The sequence below is a fragment of the Pseudomonas citronellolis genome, assembly GCF_900112375.1.
In the GTDB taxonomy this organism is placed as follows: domain Bacteria; phylum Pseudomonadota; class Gammaproteobacteria; order Pseudomonadales; family Pseudomonadaceae; genus Pseudomonas; species Pseudomonas citronellolis.
In genome coordinates this window covers 25,121-44,743 of record NZ_FOLS01000006.1, presented here as the reverse complement: position 1 = coordinate 44,743, position 19,623 = coordinate 25,121, and the positions used below count along the sequence as shown (strand labels likewise).

General features: G+C 69.3%; 21 protein-coding genes. 8 read left to right on the top strand and 13 right to left on the bottom strand.

Annotated elements, in window-relative coordinates; all coding sequences use genetic code 11:
- Positions 1-21: 21 nt before the first annotated feature.
- Entirely contained in the window at positions 22-726 is a 705-nt protein-coding gene (recO, locus tag BM060_RS07500; RefSeq protein ID WP_074978824.1) for a DNA repair protein RecO, read from the top strand.
- Positions 719-1,462, top strand: a complete 744-nt coding sequence (pdxJ, locus tag BM060_RS07495) for a pyridoxine 5'-phosphate synthase (protein WP_043271374.1) — start codon at positions 719-721, stop codon at positions 1,460-1,462. The genes recO and pdxJ overlap by 8 nt, the downstream gene beginning before the upstream one ends.
- Before the next feature lie 351 nt (positions 1,463-1,813).
- On the opposite strand, the gene cmoB is transcribed toward pdxJ, so the two are convergent.
- The 8 genes from cmoB to BM060_RS07455 form a co-directional block, all read right to left on the bottom strand.
- A complete protein-coding gene (gene cmoB / locus BM060_RS07490; protein ID WP_074978820.1) occupies positions 1,814-2,782 on the bottom strand; it encodes a tRNA 5-methoxyuridine(34)/uridine 5-oxyacetic acid(34) synthase CmoB in 969 nt (322 codons plus the stop codon).
- A complete protein-coding gene (gene cmoA, locus BM060_RS07485; protein ID WP_074978818.1) occupies positions 2,779-3,519 on the bottom strand; it encodes a carboxy-S-adenosyl-L-methionine synthase CmoA in 741 nt (246 codons plus the stop codon). The genes cmoB and cmoA overlap by 4 nt, the downstream gene beginning before the upstream one ends.
- A 116-nt stretch (positions 3,520-3,635) precedes the next feature.
- A complete protein-coding gene (locus tag BM060_RS07480; protein WP_009616464.1) occupies positions 3,636-4,208 on the bottom strand; it encodes a hypothetical protein in 573 nt (190 codons plus the stop codon).
- A gap of 86 nt (positions 4,209-4,294) precedes the next feature.
- Positions 4,295-5,044 carry a substrate-binding periplasmic protein gene (locus tag BM060_RS07475; protein WP_074978817.1) on the bottom strand — a complete coding sequence of 250 codons (750 nt, stop codon included), beginning with the start codon at positions 5,042-5,044 and terminating at the stop codon, positions 4,295-4,297.
- 7 nt (positions 5,045-5,051) lie between these two features.
- Entirely contained in the window at positions 5,052-5,714 is a 663-nt protein-coding gene (locus BM060_RS07470; RefSeq protein WP_074978816.1) for a lysoplasmalogenase, read from the bottom strand.
- Between the two features lie 97 nt (positions 5,715-5,811).
- On the bottom strand, positions 5,812-6,207 hold the full coding sequence (locus tag BM060_RS07465; RefSeq protein ID WP_043271366.1) for a protease inhibitor I42 family protein: 396 nt from the start codon (positions 6,205-6,207) through the stop codon (positions 5,812-5,814).
- 499 nt (positions 6,208-6,706) lie between these two features.
- Entirely contained in the window at positions 6,707-9,106 is a 2,400-nt protein-coding gene (lon, locus tag BM060_RS07460; RefSeq protein WP_074978815.1) for an endopeptidase La, read from the bottom strand.
- Positions 9,107-9,161: 55 nt separating this feature from the next.
- Positions 9,162-9,968 (bottom strand): AraC family transcriptional regulator, encoded by an 807-nt coding sequence (locus BM060_RS07455; protein ID WP_074978814.1) that lies wholly within the window; start codon positions 9,966-9,968, stop codon positions 9,162-9,164.
- An 81-nt stretch (positions 9,969-10,049) separates the two neighbouring features.
- On the opposite strand from BM060_RS07455, the gene BM060_RS07450 reads away from it, so the two are divergent.
- Together BM060_RS07450 and BM060_RS07445 are read left to right on the top strand one after the other, a co-directional pair.
- Positions 10,050-10,940, top strand: a complete 891-nt coding sequence (locus tag BM060_RS07450; protein ID WP_074978813.1) for an ATP-binding protein — start codon at positions 10,050-10,052, stop codon at positions 10,938-10,940.
- 67 nt (positions 10,941-11,007) lie between these two features.
- Positions 11,008-11,757, top strand: coding sequence for an AraC family transcriptional regulator (locus BM060_RS07445; RefSeq protein ID WP_074978812.1), 750 nt, complete (start codon positions 11,008-11,010; stop codon positions 11,755-11,757).
- A gap of 10 nt (positions 11,758-11,767) precedes the next feature.
- On the opposite strand, the gene BM060_RS07440 is transcribed toward BM060_RS07445, so the two are convergent.
- Genes BM060_RS07440 through BM060_RS07430 form a run of 3 tightly spaced genes read right to left on the bottom strand, consistent with a single transcriptional unit; the run spans position 11,768 to position 13,778 of the window.
- Complete coding sequence (locus BM060_RS07440; RefSeq protein ID WP_009616481.1) at positions 11,768-12,076, bottom strand: hypothetical protein; 309 nt, start codon at positions 12,074-12,076, stop codon at positions 11,768-11,770.
- Positions 12,073-12,603, bottom strand: a complete 531-nt coding sequence (locus tag BM060_RS07435; RefSeq protein ID WP_074978811.1) for a PA2404 family protein — start codon at positions 12,601-12,603, stop codon at positions 12,073-12,075. The genes BM060_RS07440 and BM060_RS07435 overlap by 4 nt, the downstream gene beginning before the upstream one ends.
- A 5-nt stretch (positions 12,604-12,608) precedes the next feature.
- Entirely contained in the window at positions 12,609-13,778 is a 1,170-nt protein-coding gene (locus tag BM060_RS07430) for a PepSY-associated TM helix domain-containing protein (protein ID WP_074978810.1), read from the bottom strand.
- Between the two features lie 211 nt (positions 13,779-13,989).
- On the opposite strand from BM060_RS07430, the gene BM060_RS07425 reads away from it, so the two are divergent.
- The 4 genes from BM060_RS07425 (at position 13,990) to BM060_RS07410 (ending at position 17,106) form a co-directional block, all read left to right on the top strand.
- Positions 13,990-14,316 carry a ferric uptake regulator family protein gene (locus BM060_RS07425; RefSeq protein ID WP_237143061.1) on the top strand — a complete coding sequence of 109 codons (327 nt, stop codon included), beginning with the start codon at positions 13,990-13,992 and terminating at the stop codon, positions 14,314-14,316.
- A 102-nt stretch (positions 14,317-14,418) separates the two neighbouring features.
- A complete protein-coding gene (locus BM060_RS07420; protein ID WP_074978808.1) occupies positions 14,419-15,525 on the top strand; it encodes an NADH:flavin oxidoreductase/NADH oxidase in 1,107 nt (368 codons plus the stop codon).
- 136 nt (positions 15,526-15,661) lie between these two features.
- Complete coding sequence (locus BM060_RS07415; RefSeq protein WP_074978806.1) at positions 15,662-15,991, top strand: hypothetical protein; 330 nt, start codon at positions 15,662-15,664, stop codon at positions 15,989-15,991.
- A 77-nt stretch (positions 15,992-16,068) separates the two neighbouring features.
- Complete coding sequence (locus tag BM060_RS07410; RefSeq protein ID WP_074978803.1) at positions 16,069-17,106, top strand: zinc-dependent alcohol dehydrogenase family protein; 1,038 nt, start codon at positions 16,069-16,071, stop codon at positions 17,104-17,106.
- 271 nt (positions 17,107-17,377) lie between these two features.
- Here the strand turns inward: BM060_RS07410 and BM060_RS07405 are convergent, their stop codons facing one another.
- The gene (locus BM060_RS07405) at positions 17,378-17,854 is read right to left on the bottom strand and encodes an ester cyclase (protein WP_074978801.1); all 477 of its coding nucleotides are present in this window, start codon (positions 17,852-17,854) and stop codon (positions 17,378-17,380) included.
- Between the two features lie 156 nt (positions 17,855-18,010).
- Positions 18,011-19,435: a gamma-aminobutyraldehyde dehydrogenase gene (locus BM060_RS07400; RefSeq protein WP_074978799.1), complete on the bottom strand. Its 1,425-nt coding sequence runs from the start codon at positions 19,433-19,435 to the stop codon at positions 18,011-18,013.
- Between the last annotated feature and the right edge of the window lie 188 nt (positions 19,436-19,623).

Sequence of the window (19,623 nt, the reverse complement as noted above, 5' to 3'; positions counted from 1 at the left end):
GCCTGAAGGCCGCACCCGCGCATGAGCCTCGTCAGCGTTCCCCTGCCGACCTTCATCCTGCACAGCCGCCCGTACAAGGAAACCAGCGCGCTGGTGGACTTCTTCACCCCCGAAGGCCGCCTGCGCGCTGTATTGCGCGGCGCGCGTGGCAAGTCCGGGGCGCTGGCGCGGCCGTTCGTGCCGCTGGAGGCGGAATTCCGCGGCCGCGGCGAGCTGAAGAACGTCAGCCGCCTGGAAGCCGCCGGCATCCCCAACCTGCTGGCGGGCGAGGCGCTGTTCAGCGGCTTGTATCTGAACGAATTGCTGATCCGCGTGCTGCCGGCGGAAGTCGCCCATCCCGAGTTGTTCGAGCACTATCGCGCGACCCTGCCGGCGCTGGCCGCCGGACGCCCACTGGAGCCCTTGCTGCGTGCTTTCGAATGGCGGCTGCTGGACGAGCTGGGCTATGGTTTCGCCCTCGATCGCGATATTGTCGGACAAGATATCGTCCCCGGCGGCCTCTACCGCCTGCTGCCCGACGCCGGCCTGGAGCCGGTGGGCGGCTTCCAGCCGGGCCTGTTCCACGGCGCCGACCTGCTGGCCATGGCGGAGGCCGACTGGAGCGCCCCCGGCGCCCTGGCCGCGGCCAAGCGCCTGATGCGCCAGGCCCTGGCGCCGCACCTCGGCGGCCGACCGCTGGTCAGCCGCGAACTCTTCATGAATCGCAAGGAACCTCCCCGTGACTGAAGCCAACCGCATCCTCCTCGGCGTCAACATCGACCACGTCGCGACCCTGCGCCAGGCCCGCGGCACCCGCTACCCGGACCCGGTGAAAGCGGCGCTGGACGCCGAGGAAGCCGGCGCCGACGGCATCACCGTGCACCTGCGCGAGGACCGCCGGCACATCCAGGACCGCGACGTGCGCGTGCTCGCCGAGGTGCTGCAGACGCGCATGAACTTCGAGATGGGCGTGACCGAGGAGATGCTGGCCTTCGCCGAGGCGATCCGCCCGGCCCACGTCTGCCTGGTCCCGGAAACCCGCCAGGAACTGACCACCGAAGGCGGCCTGGACGTGGCCGGCCAGGAGGCGCGCATCCACGCCGCGGTGCAGCGCCTGGCCGCCGCCGGCTGCGAGGTGTCGCTGTTCATCGACGCCGACCCGCGGCAGATCGAGGCTTCCGCCCGCGTCGGCGCGCCGGCCATCGAACTGCACACCGGACGCTACGCCGACGCCCACGGCGTGGCGGAAACCGCGCTGGAACTGGCGCGCATCCGCGACGGCGTGGAGGCTGGCCTGTCCCACGGGCTGATCGTCAACGCCGGCCACGGGTTGCACTACCACAACGTCGAGGCGGTGGCGGCGATCGCCGGGATCAACGAACTGAACATCGGCCACGCCCTGGTGGCCCACGCGCTGTTCGTCGGCTTCAAGCAGGCGGTGGCGGAGATGAAGGCGCTGATCGTGGCGGCTGCCAAGCGCTGAGCATAAGGTGGTTCCGGGCGTGGCCTCGGCGTTGGTGGAGGCCGCGGTGTGTCGGCGTATAACCGCGAACGGTTATACGCCCTACGTTTCCTGGGACACCCAGTCGTGGGAGCAACCGTCTTGTCGGCTGCGCCAGGGCGCTCTTCGTAGGAGCGAGCTTGCTCGCGAACAGACTCCGCAGCGGGGCTTATTCGCGAGCAAGCTCGCTCCTACGAGAAGCCGGGCCTGCCCGTACCGTAGGAGCGGACCTTGTCCGCGATAGCCGGAGGTTCCGGCGCGATTCGCGGATGAGATCCGCTCCTACGTAACCCCACCCACGGCATTCCCCCTGCCCGCGATTCGTGTGTAGGCCTATGGCTTGCGCGCCACCAGGGTGGCGCGCAGCGGCGCCGGCAGGCCTTCGAGGGTGCGGCTGGGGTCGTGCGGGTCGAGGAATTCCGGCAGCGACTGGTAGCGCATCCACTGGGTGGAACGCTGTTCCTCCACCGTGGTGCGGCTCTGGTCGACGCAGCGCACATCCGTGAAGCCGGCGCGGCGCAGCCATAGCTCCAGGGCCGCCACCGAGGGCAGGAACCAGACGTTGCGCATCTGCGCGTAGCGCTCCTCCGGCACCAGCACGGTGGTGACGTCGCCTTCCACCACCAGGGTTTCCAGCACCAGTTCGCCGCCGCGGCGCAGGCAGTCCTTGAGCGCGTAGAGATGGTCGATGGGCGAGCGGCGGTGGTAGAGCACGCCCATGGAGAACACGCTGTCGAAGCCTTCCAGCTTCTCCGGCAGCTCCTCCAGGGTGAGCGGCAGGTGCCAGGCGGGCAGCTCCGGCAGGTAGCGCTTCATCGCCAGGAACTGGCAGAAGAACAGCCAGTTCGGGTCCACCCCCACCACGCTGCGGGCGCCGGCGCCGAGCATGCGCCACTGGTAGTAGCCGTTGCCGCAGCCGACGTCGAGGATGCGCTTGCCGGCCAGGTCCAGGTGCGGCGAGACGCGCTCCCATTTCCAGTCCGAACGCCACTCGGTGTCGATGTGCACGCCGAACACGTCGAAGGGGCCCTTGCGCCAGGGGATCAGCCCTTGCAGGGCGGTCTTCAGCTCGGTGCGGGTGGTGTCGTCGCAAGGGCCTTCCAGGGCGAAGCGGCGGGCCAGTTCGACGTTTTCGGCGCGCAATCCGGGCAACTGGTCGACGGAGGCCAGCCAGCGCTCCAGGTCGCCGTGGCCGTCCGCCACCTTGGCCGCGAGCTGCGCGGCGAGGGATTCGCTCCAGGCTTGCAGCGGCGTGCCGGCCAGTTCCCGGCGCAGGCCGTCGAGGGCGAAGCGTTCGATCATGGCAGGGCGACCAGCGAGGCGAAGTTCAGGCACTGGAACCACGGCACCACCTTGGAGAAGCCGGCCCGGGCCAGGCGCTCGCGGTGCTCGTCCAGGGTGTCCGGGCGCATCACGTTCTCGATGGCGGTGCGCTTCTGGGCGATCTCCAGCTCGCTGTAGCCATTGGCGCGCTTGAAGTCCAGGTGCAGTTCGTTCAGCAGTTCCTGCTCGGCGGCATCGCTGAAGCGCAGCTTCTCCGAGAGGATGAGCGCGCCGCCGGGCAGCAGGGCCTGGCGGATACGCTGCAGCAACTCCAGGCGCTTGCCCGGCTCGATGAACTGCAGGGTGAAGTTCATGGCCACCAGCGAGCAGCTCTGGAAGTCCATGGCCAGGATGTCGGCCTCCAGCAGGTCCGCCGGCAGCAGTTCCTGGTACATGGCGTCCTGGGCGCTGAGGTACTCGCGGCAGCGCGCCAGCATGGCGGCGGAATTGTCCACGCCCAGCACCTTGCAGCCGTCGGCCCGGACGTGGCGGCGCAGCGCCTGGGTCACCGCGCCCAGCGAGCAGCCCAGGTCGTAGATCAGGCTGTTTGGCTGGGCGAAGCGCGCGCCGAGCACGCCGATGTTCTCGACGATGGTCGGGTAGCCCGGCACCGAGCGCTTGATCATGTCCGGGAAGACGCGCGCCACGTCCTCGTTGAAGGTGAAGTCGGCGACGTGTTCCTGGGGTTGGGCGAAGATGCGGTCAGACTCGCTCACGCGGTGGGGCCTCGGTACGGTGGTGCGGACGGCCGGCGCCAGTCTCGGACGCCGGGGTGCGCATTGTAGCCGAGCGGGGCGCGGCGCCCCAACCTCCGGGCGACGAGCCCGGCGCCTCACTTGAGCTTGTCGGAGAAGTACTCGCCGGCGCCCTGCAGCGGGCCCAGGGGGTTCTTCTTGTCTTCCACGCGGCGGATGTTCGGCTCGCCGTTGCTGACCTTGTGCACCACCACGTCGTCGATCAGCACGAACACCGGGCGGAACGACCAGCCCTGGACCTGGCGGCGCTTGCGGAAGTTGAACATGTCGGCCCAGAAGCTGCCGATGCGCTGGCTGTCGGTCTTGTTGAAGTCGAAGGAATAGCCGATGCAGCGGTCCTTGGCCTGCAGGCAGGTCACCAGGCCGTCGGGCAGGTAGTCGATAGGGATGTTCGGCTGCACGAAGAGCAGGCGCACGTCGATGAACGAGAGCATCTTGGCGTTGCCCTGGGTCAGCGGGTCGAAGCCCAGGCTGAGCAGTTGCGAGCGCGTGGTCCGGCCCGGCACCACCTGTTCGTAGCGGTGCTCGGCGTCCTGGTAGTCGATGAAGGGGGACTGCACTTCGGCGCGCTCGCTGGGCAGCAGGCTGCCGCACGCGCCAAGCATCAGACAGGTTCCAAGCATCCCCAGCAAACGGACTTCAGCACGCATGAAACCTCTCCATTCGATACTCCCTGGTATTTGATCTATAGACGATGACGGCAGCGCCTGCCGGACTTTTCTACAGGGCGAATGTGTCAGTCGACGGAGACCAGGTACTCGCGCATCAGCGGTGCCCAGGCGTCGCCTTCGCGCAGCCTGCGCAGGCCCTCGTCGAGCTGCGCCAGGCGTGCGTCGGCGTCCTTCAGGTGCGGGCTCAGGGCCACGTACATCGGCCGCGGGCTGGGCAGCTCGCCGGCGCTGCGGACCTGCCCGGCGAGGCCCTGGCGCTGGAGGTAGCGGTCGACGATGCGGCGGTCCTCGACCACCACGTCGACGCGGCCGAGCAGCAGCTTCTGCAGGTTGCGTTCGAGCACGCGCTCGCCGCTGAGGACCTGCACCCGCTCGTGGTCGTCCAGGTTGCGGTCGCGCCAGGCGTCCAGTTGCTCGCCGTAGGAATAGCCCTGCGCCAGGCCGACGGCGAGCCCGTCGAGGGAGGCCGGGTCGCGGTAGCGCCAGTCGCTGTCGGCGCGGGTGTAGAAATGCATGTCGGCCCAGGCGATGGGCTCGCGGCCGATCAGCAGCCCCTGGCTTTCCTCCGCGTAGGCGCCGATCACCCCGTCGATCAGGCCTTCGCGGGCCATCTGCAGGGCCCGCGACCAGGGCAGGTTCTCGAACTGCGGCGGCTCGGGCAGGGCCTGGCCCAGGCCTTCGAGCAGGTAGCCGGGTTTCTCCGGCGTCTGCGGGCACAGGTAGGGGCACCAGTCGTCGCCGCCCAGGCGCAGCGGCTCGGCGGTGGCGCCCAGGGCTGCCGCGCAGCACAGGGCGGTGAGGGTGGAGCGCAGCATGGCGTCCTCAGGCGAGGGGGTTCGCCTGCGAGTATGGCAGAGGCGTATGGCGCGCACTAACCGAGGCGGCGATGCCCAGTTGGCCGAGCCAGTAGCTGAGCATGATGGCGTAGCCGGAACCGGCGAAGGGCGAGACGAAGCGGTTGATGCCGATCATGCCGTCGGAGATCACGAACAGCAGCGCGCCGGCGGCGGCCAGGCGGGCGCTGGGCGAGGCCTGCGGCAGCCGGGCCAGGGCGCGCCAGAGCATGCAGGCGATCACCAGGCTGTACGCCGCGATGGGCAGGCGCAGCGGGCCCAGGCCCTGGCGGTCGAGCAGCAGGAACAGGCCGCCGCCCAGCGCCGCGGCGCAGGCCAGGGCCAATGGCGCGGGGCGCCGCGTCTCGCCCAGGTAGGCGCCGAGGTAGGCCAGGTGAGCGAGGAGGAAGGCGCACAGGCCGGGCACGAAGGCATTCAGCGGCCATTCCAGCAGCACGTCGCCGAGCAGCGACAGCGCCAGGCCCAGGGCTATCCAGCGGCGGTAGGCTGTGGCGGGTTCGCGGCTCACCCAGCCGAGCAGGGCGATGATCGGCAGCGGCTTGCAGAGCATGCGCAGCCAGGGCAGGTCGAGGGCGATGCCGAGCAGGTAGGCGAGGCCGGCGAGGACGGCCAGGGGGAGCAGCCAGCGCATCTGTCAGTTCTCCGCAGCAGGGTGCGTCGACTGTGCCGCAGCCATCGCCGCCGCCCCAGGCCGCGGGCGTCAGATCGGGTGGTATTTGGCGCCGCGCTCAGTACGCCTTGAGTGCGCAGTCGAAGGTGCGCTCGGGGGCGACGTCGGCCTCCCAGGGGCGGCGGTAGGCCAGTTGCAGGTGGTCCTCGCCGCTGGCGGTGACGCGGAAGCGCCAGGTGGACTCGCCGGCGCTGCCGACCAGGCCGCTGTCCTCGGGGTTGTTGTAGACCTCCGGGCCCAGGCTGGCCAGCACGTGGCTGGCGGGGTTGCGCACTTCCCAGCGGAAACCGGTGGTGGGGTTGCTCGGCAGCATCAGCACCAGTTCCTGGCCCTGGTGCAGTTCCAGGGGCTTGCAGGGCTTGTCGTCTTCCAGGCTGACCACGGGCTTGGGTTGGCTGGCGCAGGCGGCGAGCAACAGCAGGGGCAGGGCGAGCAGGGGGCGGGGCGACGGCATGACGACTCCTCGGACGGTCCGGACAGGCGGGAGGATATCGCAAAGGTCCGGCGCGGTGGGGCCATACGTCCCCAAGGAGCGGCATGGGTGAGATGCTCTTCGTAGGAGCGAGCTTGCTCGCGAACCTGATGCCCCGCAGCGGAGTCTGTTCGCGAGCAAGCTCGCTCCTACGAGAAGCCGTGTCAGCCTGCAGCTCGTGTCGGGATGGCCGGCTATCGCGGACAAGGTCCGCTCCTACGGGGGAATGCCATACCTTCGGGCAACCTGTAGGAGCGGGCCCTGCCCGCGATTCGCGCGCAGGGCGCGCTCCTACATGGGAATGGTGTAGGTGGCGCGGCGTAGGAGCGGATCTCATCCGCGAATCGCGCCGGGACGTCCGGCTATCGCGGACAAGGTCCGCTCCTACGGGGGGATGCCGTGCCTCGGGGCAACCTGTAGGAGCGCGCCCTGCGCGCGATTCGCAGGCAGGGCCTGCTCCTACAGGTGGATGCCTATGCCCTCAGGCCGGGAACAGCACCTTGGCCACGTCGCTGTAGCGCTTGGCGAAGTGCACCGTCAGGTCTTCCTTGAGGTAGTCCGGCAATTCCTCGAAGTCGCCGCGGTTGGCTTCGGGCAGGATCAGTTCGTGGATCTTCTGCCGGCGCGCCGCGATCACCTTTTCGCGCACCCCGCCGATGGGCAGCACCTGGCCGGTGAGGGTCAGCTCGCCGGTCATCGCCACGCCCTTCTTCGGCGCCTGGTTGCGCGCCAGGGACAGCAGCGCGCTGGCCATGGTCACGCCGGCGCTGGGGCCGTCCTTGGGCGTGGCGCCCTCGGGCACGTGCAGGTGGACGAAGGCCTGGTCGAAGAAGTTGGCGTCGCCGCCGTACTTCTTCAGGTTGGCGGTGATGTAGCTGTAGGCGATTTCCGCCGACTCCTTCATCACGTCACCCAGTTGCCCGGTCAGCTTGAAGCCGCGGTTCAGCGTGTGGATGCGCGTCGCCTCGATGGGCAGGGTGGCGCCGCCCATGCTGGTCCAGGCCAGGCCGGTGATGACGCCGATGCCGGAGAGCAGCTGCTCGGTGCGGAACACTGGCATGCCGAGGTAGCTCTCCAGGTCCTTGGCGCCGATCTTCAGCTTGGCCTCGGGGTCTTCCAGCAGCTTGACCACGGCCTTGCGCACCAGCTTGCCGAGCTGTTTCTCCAGCTGCCGCACCCCGGCCTCGCGGGCGTAGCCCTCGATCACCGCGCGCAGGGCGGCGTCGTTGATCGACAGCCGCTCCTTCGGCACCCCGGCCTTCTCCAGCTGCTTGGGCCACAGGTGGCGCTTGGCGATGGCCAGCTTCTCCTCGGCGATGTAGCCGGACAGGCGGATGACCTCCATGCGGTCGAGCAGCGGCCCGGGGATGGAGTCCAGGGTATTCGCCGTGCAGACGAACAGCACCTTGGACAGGTCCAGGCGCAGGTCCAGGTAGTGGTCGAGGAATTCCACGTTCTGTTCCGGGTCCAGCGTCTCCAGCAGCGCCGAGGCCGGGTCGCCCTGGTAGCTGGCGCCGAGCTTGTCGATCTCGTCGAGCATGATCACCGGGTTCATCACCTCGACGTCCTTCAGCGCCTGCACCAGCTTGCCCGGCAGGGCGCCGATGTAGGTGCGGCGGTGGCCCTTGATCTCCGCCTCGTCGCGCATGCCGCCGACGCTGAAGCGGTAGAACGGCCGGCCGAGGCTCTCGGCGATGGACTTGCCGATGCTGGTCTTGCCCACCCCGGGCGGGCCCACCAGCAGCACGATGGAGCCGGCGATCTCGCCCTTGAAGGCGCCCACGGCGAGGAATTCGAGGATGCGGTCCTTGACGTCGTCGAGGCCGGCGTGGTGCTTGTCCAGCACCTTGCGCGCATGGGGCAGGCTGAGCTTGTCCTTGCCCAGCACGCCCCAGGGCACCGCGGTGGCCCAGTCCAGGTAGTTGCGGGTGACCGCGTATTCCGGCGAGCCGGTCTCCAGGATCGACAGCTTGTTCAGCTCCTCGTCGATGCGCTTCTTCGCCTGCTCGGGGAGGATCTTGCCTTCCAGGCGGGCGCGGAACTCGTCGGCGTCGGCGCTCCTGTCGTCCTTGGTGATGCCCAGCTCCTGCTGGATGGTCTTGAGCTGCTCCTTGAGGAAGAACTCGCGCTGGCGCTCGCCGATCTTGCGGTTGACCTCGGCTGACAGCTCCTTCTGCAGGCGCGCGACTTCCACCTCCTTGCGCAGCAGCGGCAGGACCTTCTCCATGCGCTTGAGCATCGGCACCGTGTCCAGCACCTCCTGCAGCTCGTTGCCGGGCGCGGTGGTCAGGGCCGCGGCGAAGTCGGTGAGCGGCGAGGGGTCGTTGGGGTTGAAGCGGTTCAGGTAGTTCTTCAGCTCCTCGCTGTACAGCGGGTTGAGCGGCAGCAGCTCCTTGATCGCATTGATCAGCGCCATGCCGTAGGCCTTGACCTCGTCGCTGGAGTCGCTGGGCGTGTGCGGGTAGTCCACCTCGACCAGGAACGGCGGGCGGTGGCGCTTGATCCAGCCGCGGATGCGCACCCGCGACAGGCCCTGGGCGACGAACTGCAGCTTGCCGCCTTCGCGGCTGGCGTGGTGCACGCGCACCAGGGTGCCGTGCTCGGGCAGGCTGTCCGGGTCGAAGTGGCGCGGGTCGTCCGGCGGGTTGTCCATGAAGAACAGCGCCAGGCAGTGGTGGTCGGTCTTGGCCACCAGCTCCAGGGTTTCCGCCCAGGGTTCTTCGTTGACGATCACCGGCAGCACCTGCGCGGGGAAGAACGGGCGGTTGTGGATCGGGATGACGTAGACGGTGGTCGGCAGCTTCTGGCCGGGCAGCACCAGGCCGGTCCCGGTGACCTCCTCGGCGCTGTGGATATCGTGAATCTCGTCTTGGTCGCTCATGAGGCACCTGACTGATTGAACATGACAGTCTAGATGGGGAATCGGCCCGCGACTTTCAATTCCCCGACGAGCGCGGCCTGTTGCCGGAGGTTTCCCGCGGCGGGCGCAGGAAGTCGCTGGGCGGGCGGCCGAACTGGCGGCTGAACATGGCGCTGAAGGCGCTGGGCGTGGAGTAGCCGACCTCCAGCGCCGCCTCCAGCACGCTGACGCCGCTGCCCAGCAGCTCCAGGGCGCGCAGCAGCCGGGCCTGCTGGCGCCACTGGCCGAAGGTCAGCCCGGTGTCGCGCAGGAACCAGCGGCGCACCGTCTTGGCGTCGACCTTGGCCCGCGCGGCCCAGTCCTGGAGCCCGGCGTCCAGGCCCATGTCCCGGCACAGCCGGCGCAGGCGCGGCTCGTTGGGCAGCGGCAGGTGCAGGGGCAGCGCCGGCTCGCTGGTCAACTCGTCGAGCAGCAGGCGCAGCACGCGGCCGTCGCGGCTGTCCGCCGGGACCTCGCCGGCGATGCCGACGGCGGCCAGGATCAGCTCGCGCAGCAGCGGCGAGATGGCCAGCACCGTGCATGCGGTGGGCAGGTGCGGCGCGCTGTCCGGCTCGATGTAGAGGGTGCGCACGCGTACTTCGCCGACCATCCGCGTCCAGTGCTCGACGCCGGCGGGAATCCACAGGCCGCGGTTGTCCGGCACCACCCAGAGGCCGCCGGCAGTGCCCACCACCAGCACCCCGCGCACCGCATAGAGCAGTTGCGCGCGCTGGTGGCTGTGGCTGGGCACCTGGTGGCCGTCGGCGTAGTCCAGGGCGACGGCGGTCACCGGGCCGGTGGCGTGCTGGTCGCCGTGGATGGAGGGAATGTCCGCTTCTCGCATTTCATCGCCCGTTTTGCGTTAGACGGCCAGTCTCGCCCGTTACTAGCATGCTCGCCAATCCCCTCGCGCCCGGTTTTTCCCATGTCCGATTTCGCCAGTGCCCTGCAACCGCTCACCGAACAGCTCACCCGCATCGCCGACCTGCTGCAGCGCAACCTGCCGCCGCAGCCGGCCCAGGCGCTGCAGCCGGGAGTGATCGCCTACCTCTGGGAATACCGCCCCCACGCCGGGGTGGCCCAGGCGCAGCTGACGCCGGTGCGCGAGCCGGCGCTGATCGCCTTCGACGACCTGCGCAACGTCGAGCGGCAGAAGGCGCTGATCGAGCGCAACACCCGCCAGTTCGTCCAGGGCCGCCCGGCCAACAACGTGCTGCTCACCGGCGCCCGCGGCACCGGCAAGAGCTCGCTGGTGAAGGCCTGCCTGCACGCCTTCCACGCCGAGGGCCTGCGCCTGATCGAGGTGGACAAGGAGCACCTGGGCGACCTGCCGCAGATCATCGAGCTGGTCCGCCAGCGCCCGGAGCGCTTCATCCTGTTCTGCGACGACCTCTCCTTCGAGGACGGCGAGACCGGCTACAAGGGCCTGAAGACGGTGCTCGACGGCTCGGTGGCGGGGCAGGCCGGCAACGTGCTGATCTACGCCACCTCCAACCGCCGCCACCTGCTGGCCGAGCGCGCTGCCGACAACCTGGCCTTCTCCCGCGGCGAGAACGGCGAGCTGCACCCGGGCGAGGCGGTGGAAGAGAAGGTCTCGCTGTCCGAACGTTTCGGCCTGTGGATTTCCTTCTATGCCTTCAGCCAGGACGAATACCTGGAGGCGGTGGCGCGCTGGCTGCAGTCCCACGGCTTGGGCGAGGAGGACATCGAGGCCAGCCGCGCCGAGGCGATCCGTTGGGCCACCCACCGTGGCTCGCGCTCCGGGCGCATCGCCGCGCAGTTCGCCCGCGACTACGCCGGGCGCCACGCCGGCTGACCGGCGCGGCTGGGCAGGGCCGCGCAACTTCGCTAGAGTGCGGGAAAGCCACGCACGCCTCCTGCCGATGTTGCACGCACGCCTCGCTCGCCTGCCCGAGCAGTCCCACGCCCACGACCACGAACATCACCAACTGGTGATGGCCCTGGCCGGCCGCGCCGAGTTCGAGGTCGACGGGCGCGGCGGCGAGGTCTGCCGCATGCGCGCCTGCCTGGTGCCGGGCGATGCCCGGCATGCCTTCGCCGGCACGGGCGACAACCGCATGCTGATCCTCGACCTGCAGCCGCCAGGCGTGGCGGACGAGGACCGCGAGCTGCTGGCACGGCTGTTCGAGGCGCCGCGCTACCCGACGCTGGACGCCGACTTCCAGAACCTGCTCAGCTACGCCGGCGCGGAACTGGCGCGCTACGGCAGCGACCCGCTGCTGGCCAGGGCGCTGGGCGGCGTACTGCTGCGCGCCCTGCACCTGCGCCTGTTCGGCGAGACGCCCCGGCCGCCCACCGGCCCGCTGGACATGCAGCGCCTGGACGGGCACATCCGCAGCCACCTGGCGCGGCGCATCACAGTGGCCGAACTGGCCCAGGTGGCCTGCCTGAGCCCCAGCCATTTCCACGCCCAGTTCAAGGACAGCGTCGGCCTGACGCCGCACCAGTACCTGCTCAAGCAGCGCCTGGACGCCGCCGCGCGCCTGCTGCGCGAAACCGACCTGGCGCTGGTGCGGGTGGCGGAAGAGTGCGGCTTCTCCAGCCAGAGCGCCCTGACCACGGCGATGCGCCGCTACCTGGGGCTCACGCCCGGGGCGCTGCGCCGCGGTTGAGCCGGCCGCCTCAGGGGCCGGTGATGTCGCGGGAGTCGACCTCGGCGCGGTAGCCGGGGCCGACGTCGAAGAGCACGAAGTAGGGCACCGCCGGGCGCTGGAAGGTCAGGCTGGAGTCGGCGCCCAGGCGTTCTTCCAGCAGCGTCTGGCCGTCATGGCCGAGGACCCGCAGCTTCACGCCCTGCGCCTGGCTGCCGTCGCTGAAGCCGCCCAGGCAGCGGATGCGCTCGGCGTCCAGGGCCTTGCATTCGAGGAAGGGCGCGTGGGCCATTGCCTGCGGGGCGAGGCCCAGCAGGAGGAGGGGAAGCAGGGCTTTCATCGGGACGCTCCTTGGCGGTCGAGCCAGGCCACCAGCGACGGGGAGGCCTCGGCGAGGGGCAGGCTGGCCTGGTGCACGCTGCCGTCCCAGGCTTCGACGGTCAGCCACAGCTGGTCGTCGGCGCGGGCGCGTGGCGGCACCGCCACCTCGCTGAACTGCTGGTACGGGCTGCCGCTGAGCAGCGCGCCGGGGGCGCTCAGGCTGTAGGGCCGGCCGATGCGCAGGTAGGCCGCGCGGATGCGCTGCTCGCAGCCCTGGCACCAGGCCAGGGTGAAGGCCTTGAGGTGGCCGGCGCGGCCTTCGTCCTCGGGATCGCCGACTTCCCATTCGGCCAGGCGCGCGCGCCAGGGGCCGACCTGCAGTTCGCCGACCTCGCGTTCGCCCAGGCCGGTGAGGCCGCGGTCGACGCGGGCGTCGTGGAGGAACGCCGGCAGGTAGCCGAGGGGGATCAGCACCAGCAGGGCGCTGAGGTGGAAGCGCCAGCGCAGCCACTGGCGGCGCAGGCGCGAAGGTTGACGGGCGGGCATGGTGTTCACTCCGTGAGGGCCGCGGTGCGCTGCGGGGCGCGTTGCTTCTTCAACTGCTTGGCGGTGGCCAGCAGGGTGCGCTTGCTCCAGATCTGCAGGCCGCTGAGCACCATCAGGCTGAGCAGCAGGCCGAAGGCGAACCAGATCAGTTTCACCCACAGCCCGCCGAAGTCACCCACGTGCAGCGGACGCATGGATTCGCTGAAGAACTCCAGGCCGCTGCGGTCGCCCAGGCGCCGGGTGGCGGCCAGGCTGCCGTCGTAGGGGTTGACCTTGGCGCGCTCGAACAGCAGCGGGAACCAGCCGTGGCCGAGCAGGCCGATGGGCGCGAAGGCATCGCCCGGCAGCGTCAGGTAGCGCGGCTCGAAGCCGGGAATCTCGCGCTGCGCGACGACCACCGCCTGGTCCAGGCCGATGCGCGGCGGCGGCCCGCCGTCGACGCCCGGCGGCACCTGCTCGGGCTGGATGATGGCCGGCACGCCCTCGCTGGAGATGGAAATGGCGTTGTCGTAGAGCACCGCCTGGACCAGGAACCAGGTGCCGCTGACGGCGATCACCGCGATGAACCAGATCGACCAGATGCCGGTCAGGCGGTGGAAGTCGCCCCAGAAGATGCGCGCGCCCTGGTTCAGGCGCAGGCGCGGGGCGAGGAAGCCGCGCCAGAAGCGCTTGTAGACCACCAGCCCGGTGACCAGCGAGGCCAGCATCGGCAGGCCCAGCAGCGTCACCAGGTACCAGCCCCAGCTGTAGCCGTGGCTGAAGGGCACCAGCCACCAGCCGTGCAGGGCGCGGGTGAAGTTGCGGAAGTCGAACAGCGGCGCCTCGCCCTGGATGGCGCCGCTGTACGGGTTGACGTAGAGGGTGGCGTTGCGCGCTTCCGGGTAGCTGACCTGGGCTTCCACGGCGAAGTGCTCTTCGCTCGGCACGCGCAGGCCCTGCACATGGGCCTGCGGCTGCTGGCGCCGGACCGCGGCCAGCAGCGCGTCGTAGCCCAGGCGCTGGGCGTCGCCGGGCGGCGCGTTGGCGCGGATGGCCGGGTTGGCCAGCCAGACGATCTCCTGGCTGACGGTGGCCAGGGTGCCGGTGATGCACACCAGGAAGACGAAGAACCAGATGGGCAAGGCCAGCCAGCTGTGGATCAGGAACCAGTTCCTGGCACGGGATTTCTTGGACATGGGGGCTTCAGGCTTCACGCAGTGGAGGAGGCGGCGACGCCGCCGGGGCCCCGCCATTGGCCGGGGATTCTATGGATAAGGACGGATGAGACGGAGAAATCGGCCAGTGGGTTTGCAATAAATTATTTCATCGCTCCGGTTGCCGGTTTTGCCCCGCTCGTTCGTCTTCATTAGAGAAAGCCGCAATGGCGGCCCGGAAAAGGACTCTTTCGTGACCCTCCACCCTCGCTTCCCCGACGCGGCCGCCGACGGCCGGCCCGAGGTCCTGCCGCTGGCGCTGCGCCGTGAACTGCGCCCGGCGCGCAAGCTGCTCGAACGCGCCGGCCTGCGTTGCAGCCTGCCGCGCCTGAAGGTACTGGACGTGCTCTGCTCCGGCGGTTTCTACAGCGTTTCGGCGCTGCACCAGCGCCTGCTGGACGAAGCCGCGCCCATTTCGCCCAACTGCGTGCGCCAGACCTTGCGGCGCCTGCATGCCAGCGGCGTGCTGCGTCGCGATGCGCAGCGCCGCTACGGCCTGGAGACAGAGCTGTTGGCCTAGGGCCCAGGGGTTCGTGGACGAACGATTGACGTGTCGGCCGGCCAACCCGGTCTACAGTTGAAGTGTCGATCATTCGTTGAAAGAACCTGAGGGAGTGTAGCCATGAGCCAGCTGTTCGAGCCCCTGACCCTGCGCCAACTGACCTTGCCCAACCGCATCGGCGTTTCCCCCATGTGCCAGTACTCGGCCGAGGACGGCCTGGCCAACGACTGGCACCTGGTGCACCTGGGCAGCCGCGCCGTGGGCGGCGCCGGCCTGGTCCTGGTGGAAGCCACCGCGGTGGTTCCGGAAGGGCGCATCACCGACCGCGACCTGGGCCTGTGGAAGGACGAACAGGTCGAGCCCCTGCGGCGCATCACCCGTTTCATCGAATCCCAGGGCGCTGTGGCCGGCATCCAGCTGGCCCATGCCGGCCGCAAGGCCAGCACCTATGCGCCCTGGCTGGGCAAGCCGGGGAGCATGCCGGTGGCCGAGGGCGGCTGGGTGCCGCTGGCGCCGTCGGCCATTGCCTTCGACCCCAAGCACACCACGCCCACGGCGCTGACCGAGGCGCAGATGGCCGAAGTCACCCAGGCTTTCGTCCGCTCTGCCGAGCGCGCCCTGGCGGCGGGCTTCAAGGTGGTGGAGGTGCACGCGGCCCACGGCTACCTGCTGCACCAGTTCCTCTCGCCGCTGTCCAACCAGCGCCGCGACCAGTACGGCGGCTGCTTCGAGAACCGCATCCGCTACCTGCTGGAAGTGACCCAGGCGGTGCGCGAGGTGTGGCCTGAGGAACTGCCGCTGCTGGTGCGCCTGTCGGCCACCGACTGGGTGGAGGACGGCTGGAACCCCGACGAGACGGTGGAGCTGGCCCGGCGCCTGAAGGACCTGGGCGTCGACCTGATCGACGTGTCCTCCGGCGGCACCGCGGTGAACGCCGAGATTCCGGTGGGCCCGGGCTACCAGACGCAGTTCGCCGAGCGGGTGCGCAAGGAGGCCGAGATCGCCAGCAGCACCGTCGGCATGATCACCGAGCCGGTGCAGGCCGAGCACATCCTGCGCACCGGCCAGGCCGACCTGATCCTGCTGGCCCGCGAACTGCTGCGCGAGCCCTACTGGCCGCTCAACGCCGCCGACGAGCTGGGCGGCCAGCAGGTGCCCTGGCCGGCGCAGTACCTGCGCGCGGCCCATCGCGGCACGCCAATGCGCAAGCCCCTGGGCGAAGCCTGAGGCCATGGCGCGCCGTCCGTCGGGCGGCGCGCCAGCACTTTCGTACAACAAAATGTGAAATGGATCGTATGCAGGCATTTTGCTGCTATGCTCCGCCGCAACGCGTCAGGACGACGCACTTGCCACTGGTAGACGCATGGACGCACGCACCCCACCCTCCGCCGTGCCGGAGTCGGAGATCGCCCTGCTGGCGAACATCCTGGCCCTGGCGACGCGCAACATGTCCGCCCTCAGCACCCTGATCGGCCAGCTTTCCCTGGAGCTGGGCCGCAGCACCGACCCGCACCTGCAGCAGGTCGGCCAGCGTGCCCTGAACGACATCGCCCACCTGGCCGGCGACCTGGAAACCCAGTGGGAGCTGATCGGCAGCCTGGCGCGCTTCTGCCCGCTGCTCAAGCGCAGCCAGCTCAAGCCCGAGCCGCTGCTGACGGAAATCCATATCACCGAGCTGCCCACCGCCGAATGAGCCTTTGATCGGGATCAGGCCCTGGCCGCCGGGGCGGGACTAGCCTGTCCTGACCATTCCCCGAAAGGAGCCCGGCCATGAAAGCCCTGGTCTACCGCGGTGTCGGCGACATCGCCCTGGAAGAGCGCCCCGACCCCGAACTGCAGGCGCCCGGCGACGCCGTGGTGCGCCTGGTCCGCACCACCCTCTGCGGCACCGACCTGCACATCATCAAGGGCGACGTGCCGGCCTGCAGGCCCGGACGCATCCTCGGCCACGAGGGTGTCGGGGTGGTCGAGCAGGTCGGCGCGGCGGTCAGCCAGTTCAAGCCCGGCGACCGCGTGCTGATCTCCTGCATCAGCGCCTGCGGCAAGTGCGACTTCTGCCGCAAGGGCATGACCTCGCACTGCCGCACCGGCGGCTGGATCCTTGGCCACCTGATCGACGGCACCCAGGCCGAGAAGGTGCGCATCCCCCACGCCGACACCAGCCTGTACCACCTGCCCGCCGAGGCGGACGAAGAGGCCATGGTGATGCTCAGCGACATCCTTCCCACGGGCTTCGAGTGCGGCGTGCTCAACGGCCGCGTGCAGCCCGGCGGCAACGTCGCCATCGTCGGCGCCGGCCCGGTGGGCCTGGCCGCGCTGCTCACCGCGCAGTTCTACTCGCCGGCGCGGATCATCATGATCGACCTGGACGACAACCGCCTGGAAGTGGCGAAGGGCTTCGGCGCCACCGACTGCTTCAACGCCGGCGACCCGCAGTTGCTGGAGAAGGTGAAGGCGCTGACCGACGGCCTGGGCGTGGACAGCGCGGTGGAAGCGGTGGGCGTGCCGAGCACCTTCAGCCTGTGCGAGGAACTGATCGCACCCGGCGGCGACATTGCCGTGCTCGGCGTGCACGGGGTGCCGGTGGAGTTGCACCTGGAGCGCCTGTGGTCGCACAACATCACCCTGCGCACCCGCCTGGTGGACGCGGTGACCACGCCGATGCTGCTCAAGAGCGTGCAGGCCGGCAAGCTGCAGCCCGAACAGCTGATCACCCACCGCTTCGCCCTGGGCGACATCCTCCAGGCCTACGAGACCTTCGGCAAGGCGGCGCAAAACAAGGCGTTGAAGGTGATCATCGAGGTTTGATGGCGGGGGGGCTTTGCGTATTTTCGTAGGAGCGAGCTTGCTCGCGAACCGTGCATTCCTGCGATGTTGGCGTGATGGATTGACTCCGCTCCCTCTCCCCAACCCTCTCCCTGAAGGGAGAGGGGGCTGTCCGTGCTGGCGGAAACGGGTGGTGTTTGCCGGCGAGCATCGATGTTGCGCTTCACACCGTAAGGCTCCCTCTCCCTTCAGGGAGAGGGCGGGGGGAGAGGGTTGGTGGGGCCAGCGCAAACCTTCCAGCCCCAGGCCAACCTCACCACCCCAACTGCTTATGCAACCCAAGGGCGTCGTAGTAATCCCCCTGGTAAACGATCTTTCCGTCCTTGACCTTCACATAGCTCACACCGTCGAACGACAGCGGCTTGTTGGTCGCCGGCGTCTGCGCGTCCCAGGCGCCGGTGTTGGTGCCGCTGAAGGTCCACTGGAAGGCGATGCCGTCCTTGCTGACGATAGGCTTGCCGTTCATCTTCCACTTCAGGTCCGGCACGGCGCCGACGAAGACCTTGATCACGTTGTCGCGCGCGGCCTCGCGGCCCTTCTGCGGGGTGCCGACGGTGACGTCGAAGTACTCCGCGTCCTTGGCCAGGTAGCCGGCGGCCTTCTCGGCGTCGTGGGCGTTCCACGCGGCCATGTAGGCGTCGACTATCTGTTTCGGCGTCTCGCCAGCCTGGGCCAGGCCGGCGAGGGTGAACAGCGACAGCAGGTAGAACGCTCTGACGAGGTGACGCATGCTTGCCTCCGTTGCGGGCGCGCCCGCGGGTTGTGGGCCGGGTGGCCCTGGGTGCCGGGAAGTCGCTGGGTTCCCGCGTTCGCGGGAATGACGATGGGAGATCGTGCGCTAGCTAACCCCGTCACCCCCGCGAACGCGGGGGCCCAGCGACTTGCCTCAGTGCTTGAACATCACATGACGAACGGCGGTGTAGTCCTCCAGCCCGTACATGGACATGTCCTTGCCGTAGCCGGAAAGCTTCATGCCGCCATGGGGCATCTCGGTGGTCAGCATGAAGTGAGTGTTGACCCAGGTGCAGCCGTACTGCAGGCGGGCCGCCAGGCGGTGGGCGCGGCCGATGTCGCTGGTCCATACCGAGCTGGCCAGGCCGTAGTCGGAGTCGTTGGCCCAGGCCAGCGCCTGCGCTTCGTCGTCGAACTCGGTGACCGAGACCACCGGGCCGAAGATCTCGCGGCGCACCACTTCGTCGTCCTGGCGGGCGCCGGCCAGCACGGTCGGTTCGAAGAAGAAGCCGGGGCGGTCGGCGCGCTTGCCACCGGTGACCACTTCGATGTGCGGCAGTTGGCGGGCACGCTCGACGAAGCCGATGACGCGCTCCAGGTGCTGCTCGGTGATGACCGGGCCCAGTTCGGTGTCCGGGTCGTCCTGCTCGCCGTAGCGGATGCTGGCGACGGCTTCGCCCAGTTTCTGCACGAATTTGGCGTAGATGCCCTTTTGCGCATAGATGCGGCAGGCGGCGGTGCAGTCCTGGCCGGCGTTGTAGAAGCCGAAGGTGCGGATGCCTTCCACGGCGGCGTCGATGTCGGCGTCGTCGAAGATGATCACCGGGGCCTTGCCGCCCAGCTCCATGTGCATGCGCTTCACGGTGTCGGCGGTGCCGGCGATGATGCGGCTGCCGGTGGCGACCGAGCCGGTCAGCGAGACCATGCGCACCTTCGGGTGGGTGGTCAGCGGCTCGCCGACGCTCGGGCCGCGGCCGAAGACCAGGTTGACCACGCCGGCGGGGAAGATGTCGGCCATCAGTTCGGCCAGGCGCAGGGCGGTCAGCGGCGTCTGCTCGGAGGGCTTGAGCACCACGGTGTTGCCGGCGGCCAGGGCCGGGCCGAGTTTCCACGCGACCATCATCAGCGGGTAGTTCCAGGGCGCGATGGAGGCCACCACGCCGATCGGGTCGCGGCGGATCATCGAGGTGTGGCCGGGCAGGTATTCGCCTGCGGCGGAACCCTGCAGGCAGCGGCTGGCGCCGGCGAAGAAGCGGAACACGTCGGCGATGGCCGGCAGTTCGTCGTTCAGCGCGGCGCTGTAGGGCTTGCCGCAGTTGTTGGATTCCAGACGCGCCAGTTCCTCGGCGTGGGCGTCGATGGCGTCGGCCAGTTTCAGCAGCAGCAGCGAGCGGTCCTTCGGCGCGGTCTGCGACCAGGCGTCGAAGGCGGCGTCGGCGGCCTGCACGGCGGCGTCGACCTGGGCCGGGGTGGCCTCGGCGATCTCCACCAGGGTGGTGCCCAGGGAGGGGTTGAGCACGGCGAGCTTCTCGCCTTCGCCAGCGACCAGTTGGCCGTTGATCAGCAGTTTGGTTTGCATTCTTTAAGTCCTCTTGGTCAGGAGCTTGTGGCGTAATCGTTGGTCTTTCTTGTGGGGCCGCCGGTTTCGGCAGTCCTGAGGGGGTCTGTTGTTTTGGAGCGGGGGCTTTTCCCTCTCCCCCCGCCCTGGCTGCGCGCCCCGCTCCGAAGGGAGAGGGAGCCGTACGTGCCGGCTGAGGCCTTGGTTTC

Bases quoted from the DNA above. Each gene is read 5' to 3' on its own strand.
- recO (WP_074978824.1), top strand. From the start codon at position 22: ATGAGCCTCGTCAGCGTTCCCCTGCCGACCTTCATCCTGCACAGCCGC.
- cmoB (WP_074978820.1), bottom strand. From the start codon at position 2,782: ATGATCGAACGCTTCGCCCTCGACGGCCTGCGCCGGGAACTGGCCGGC.
- BM060_RS07480 (WP_009616464.1), bottom strand. From the start codon at position 4,208: ATGCGTGCTGAAGTCCGTTTGCTGGGGATGCTTGGAACCTGTCTGATG.
- BM060_RS07475 (WP_074978817.1), bottom strand. From the start codon at position 5,044: ATGCTGCGCTCCACCCTCACCGCCCTGTGCTGCGCGGCAGCCCTGGGC.
- BM060_RS07470 (WP_074978816.1), bottom strand. From the start codon at position 5,714: ATGCGCTGGCTGCTCCCCCTGGCCGTCCTCGCCGGCCTCGCCTACCTG.
- BM060_RS07465 (WP_043271366.1), bottom strand. From the start codon at position 6,207: ATGCCGTCGCCCCGCCCCCTGCTCGCCCTGCCCCTGCTGTTGCTCGCC.
- lon (WP_074978815.1), bottom strand. From the start codon at position 9,106: ATGAGCGACCAAGACGAGATTCACGATATCCACAGCGCCGAGGAGGTC.
- BM060_RS07455 (WP_074978814.1), bottom strand. From the start codon at position 9,968: ATGCGAGAAGCGGACATTCCCTCCATCCACGGCGACCAGCACGCCACC.
- BM060_RS07450 (WP_074978813.1), top strand. From the start codon at position 10,050: ATGTCCGATTTCGCCAGTGCCCTGCAACCGCTCACCGAACAGCTCACC.
- BM060_RS07445 (WP_074978812.1), top strand. From the start codon at position 11,008: ATGTTGCACGCACGCCTCGCTCGCCTGCCCGAGCAGTCCCACGCCCAC.
- BM060_RS07440 (WP_009616481.1), bottom strand. From the start codon at position 12,076: ATGAAAGCCCTGCTTCCCCTCCTCCTGCTGGGCCTCGCCCCGCAGGCA.
- BM060_RS07435 (WP_074978811.1), bottom strand. From the start codon at position 12,603: ATGCCCGCCCGTCAACCTTCGCGCCTGCGCCGCCAGTGGCTGCGCTGG.
- BM060_RS07430 (WP_074978810.1), bottom strand. From the start codon at position 13,778: ATGTCCAAGAAATCCCGTGCCAGGAACTGGTTCCTGATCCACAGCTGG.
- BM060_RS07420 (WP_074978808.1), top strand. From the start codon at position 14,419: ATGAGCCAGCTGTTCGAGCCCCTGACCCTGCGCCAACTGACCTTGCCC.
- BM060_RS07415 (WP_074978806.1), top strand. From the start codon at position 15,662: ATGGACGCACGCACCCCACCCTCCGCCGTGCCGGAGTCGGAGATCGCC.
- BM060_RS07410 (WP_074978803.1), top strand. From the start codon at position 16,069: ATGAAAGCCCTGGTCTACCGCGGTGTCGGCGACATCGCCCTGGAAGAG.
- BM060_RS07405 (WP_074978801.1), bottom strand. From the start codon at position 17,854: ATGCGTCACCTCGTCAGAGCGTTCTACCTGCTGTCGCTGTTCACCCTC.
- BM060_RS07400 (WP_074978799.1), bottom strand. From the start codon at position 19,435: ATGCAAACCAAACTGCTGATCAACGGCCAACTGGTCGCTGGCGAAGGC.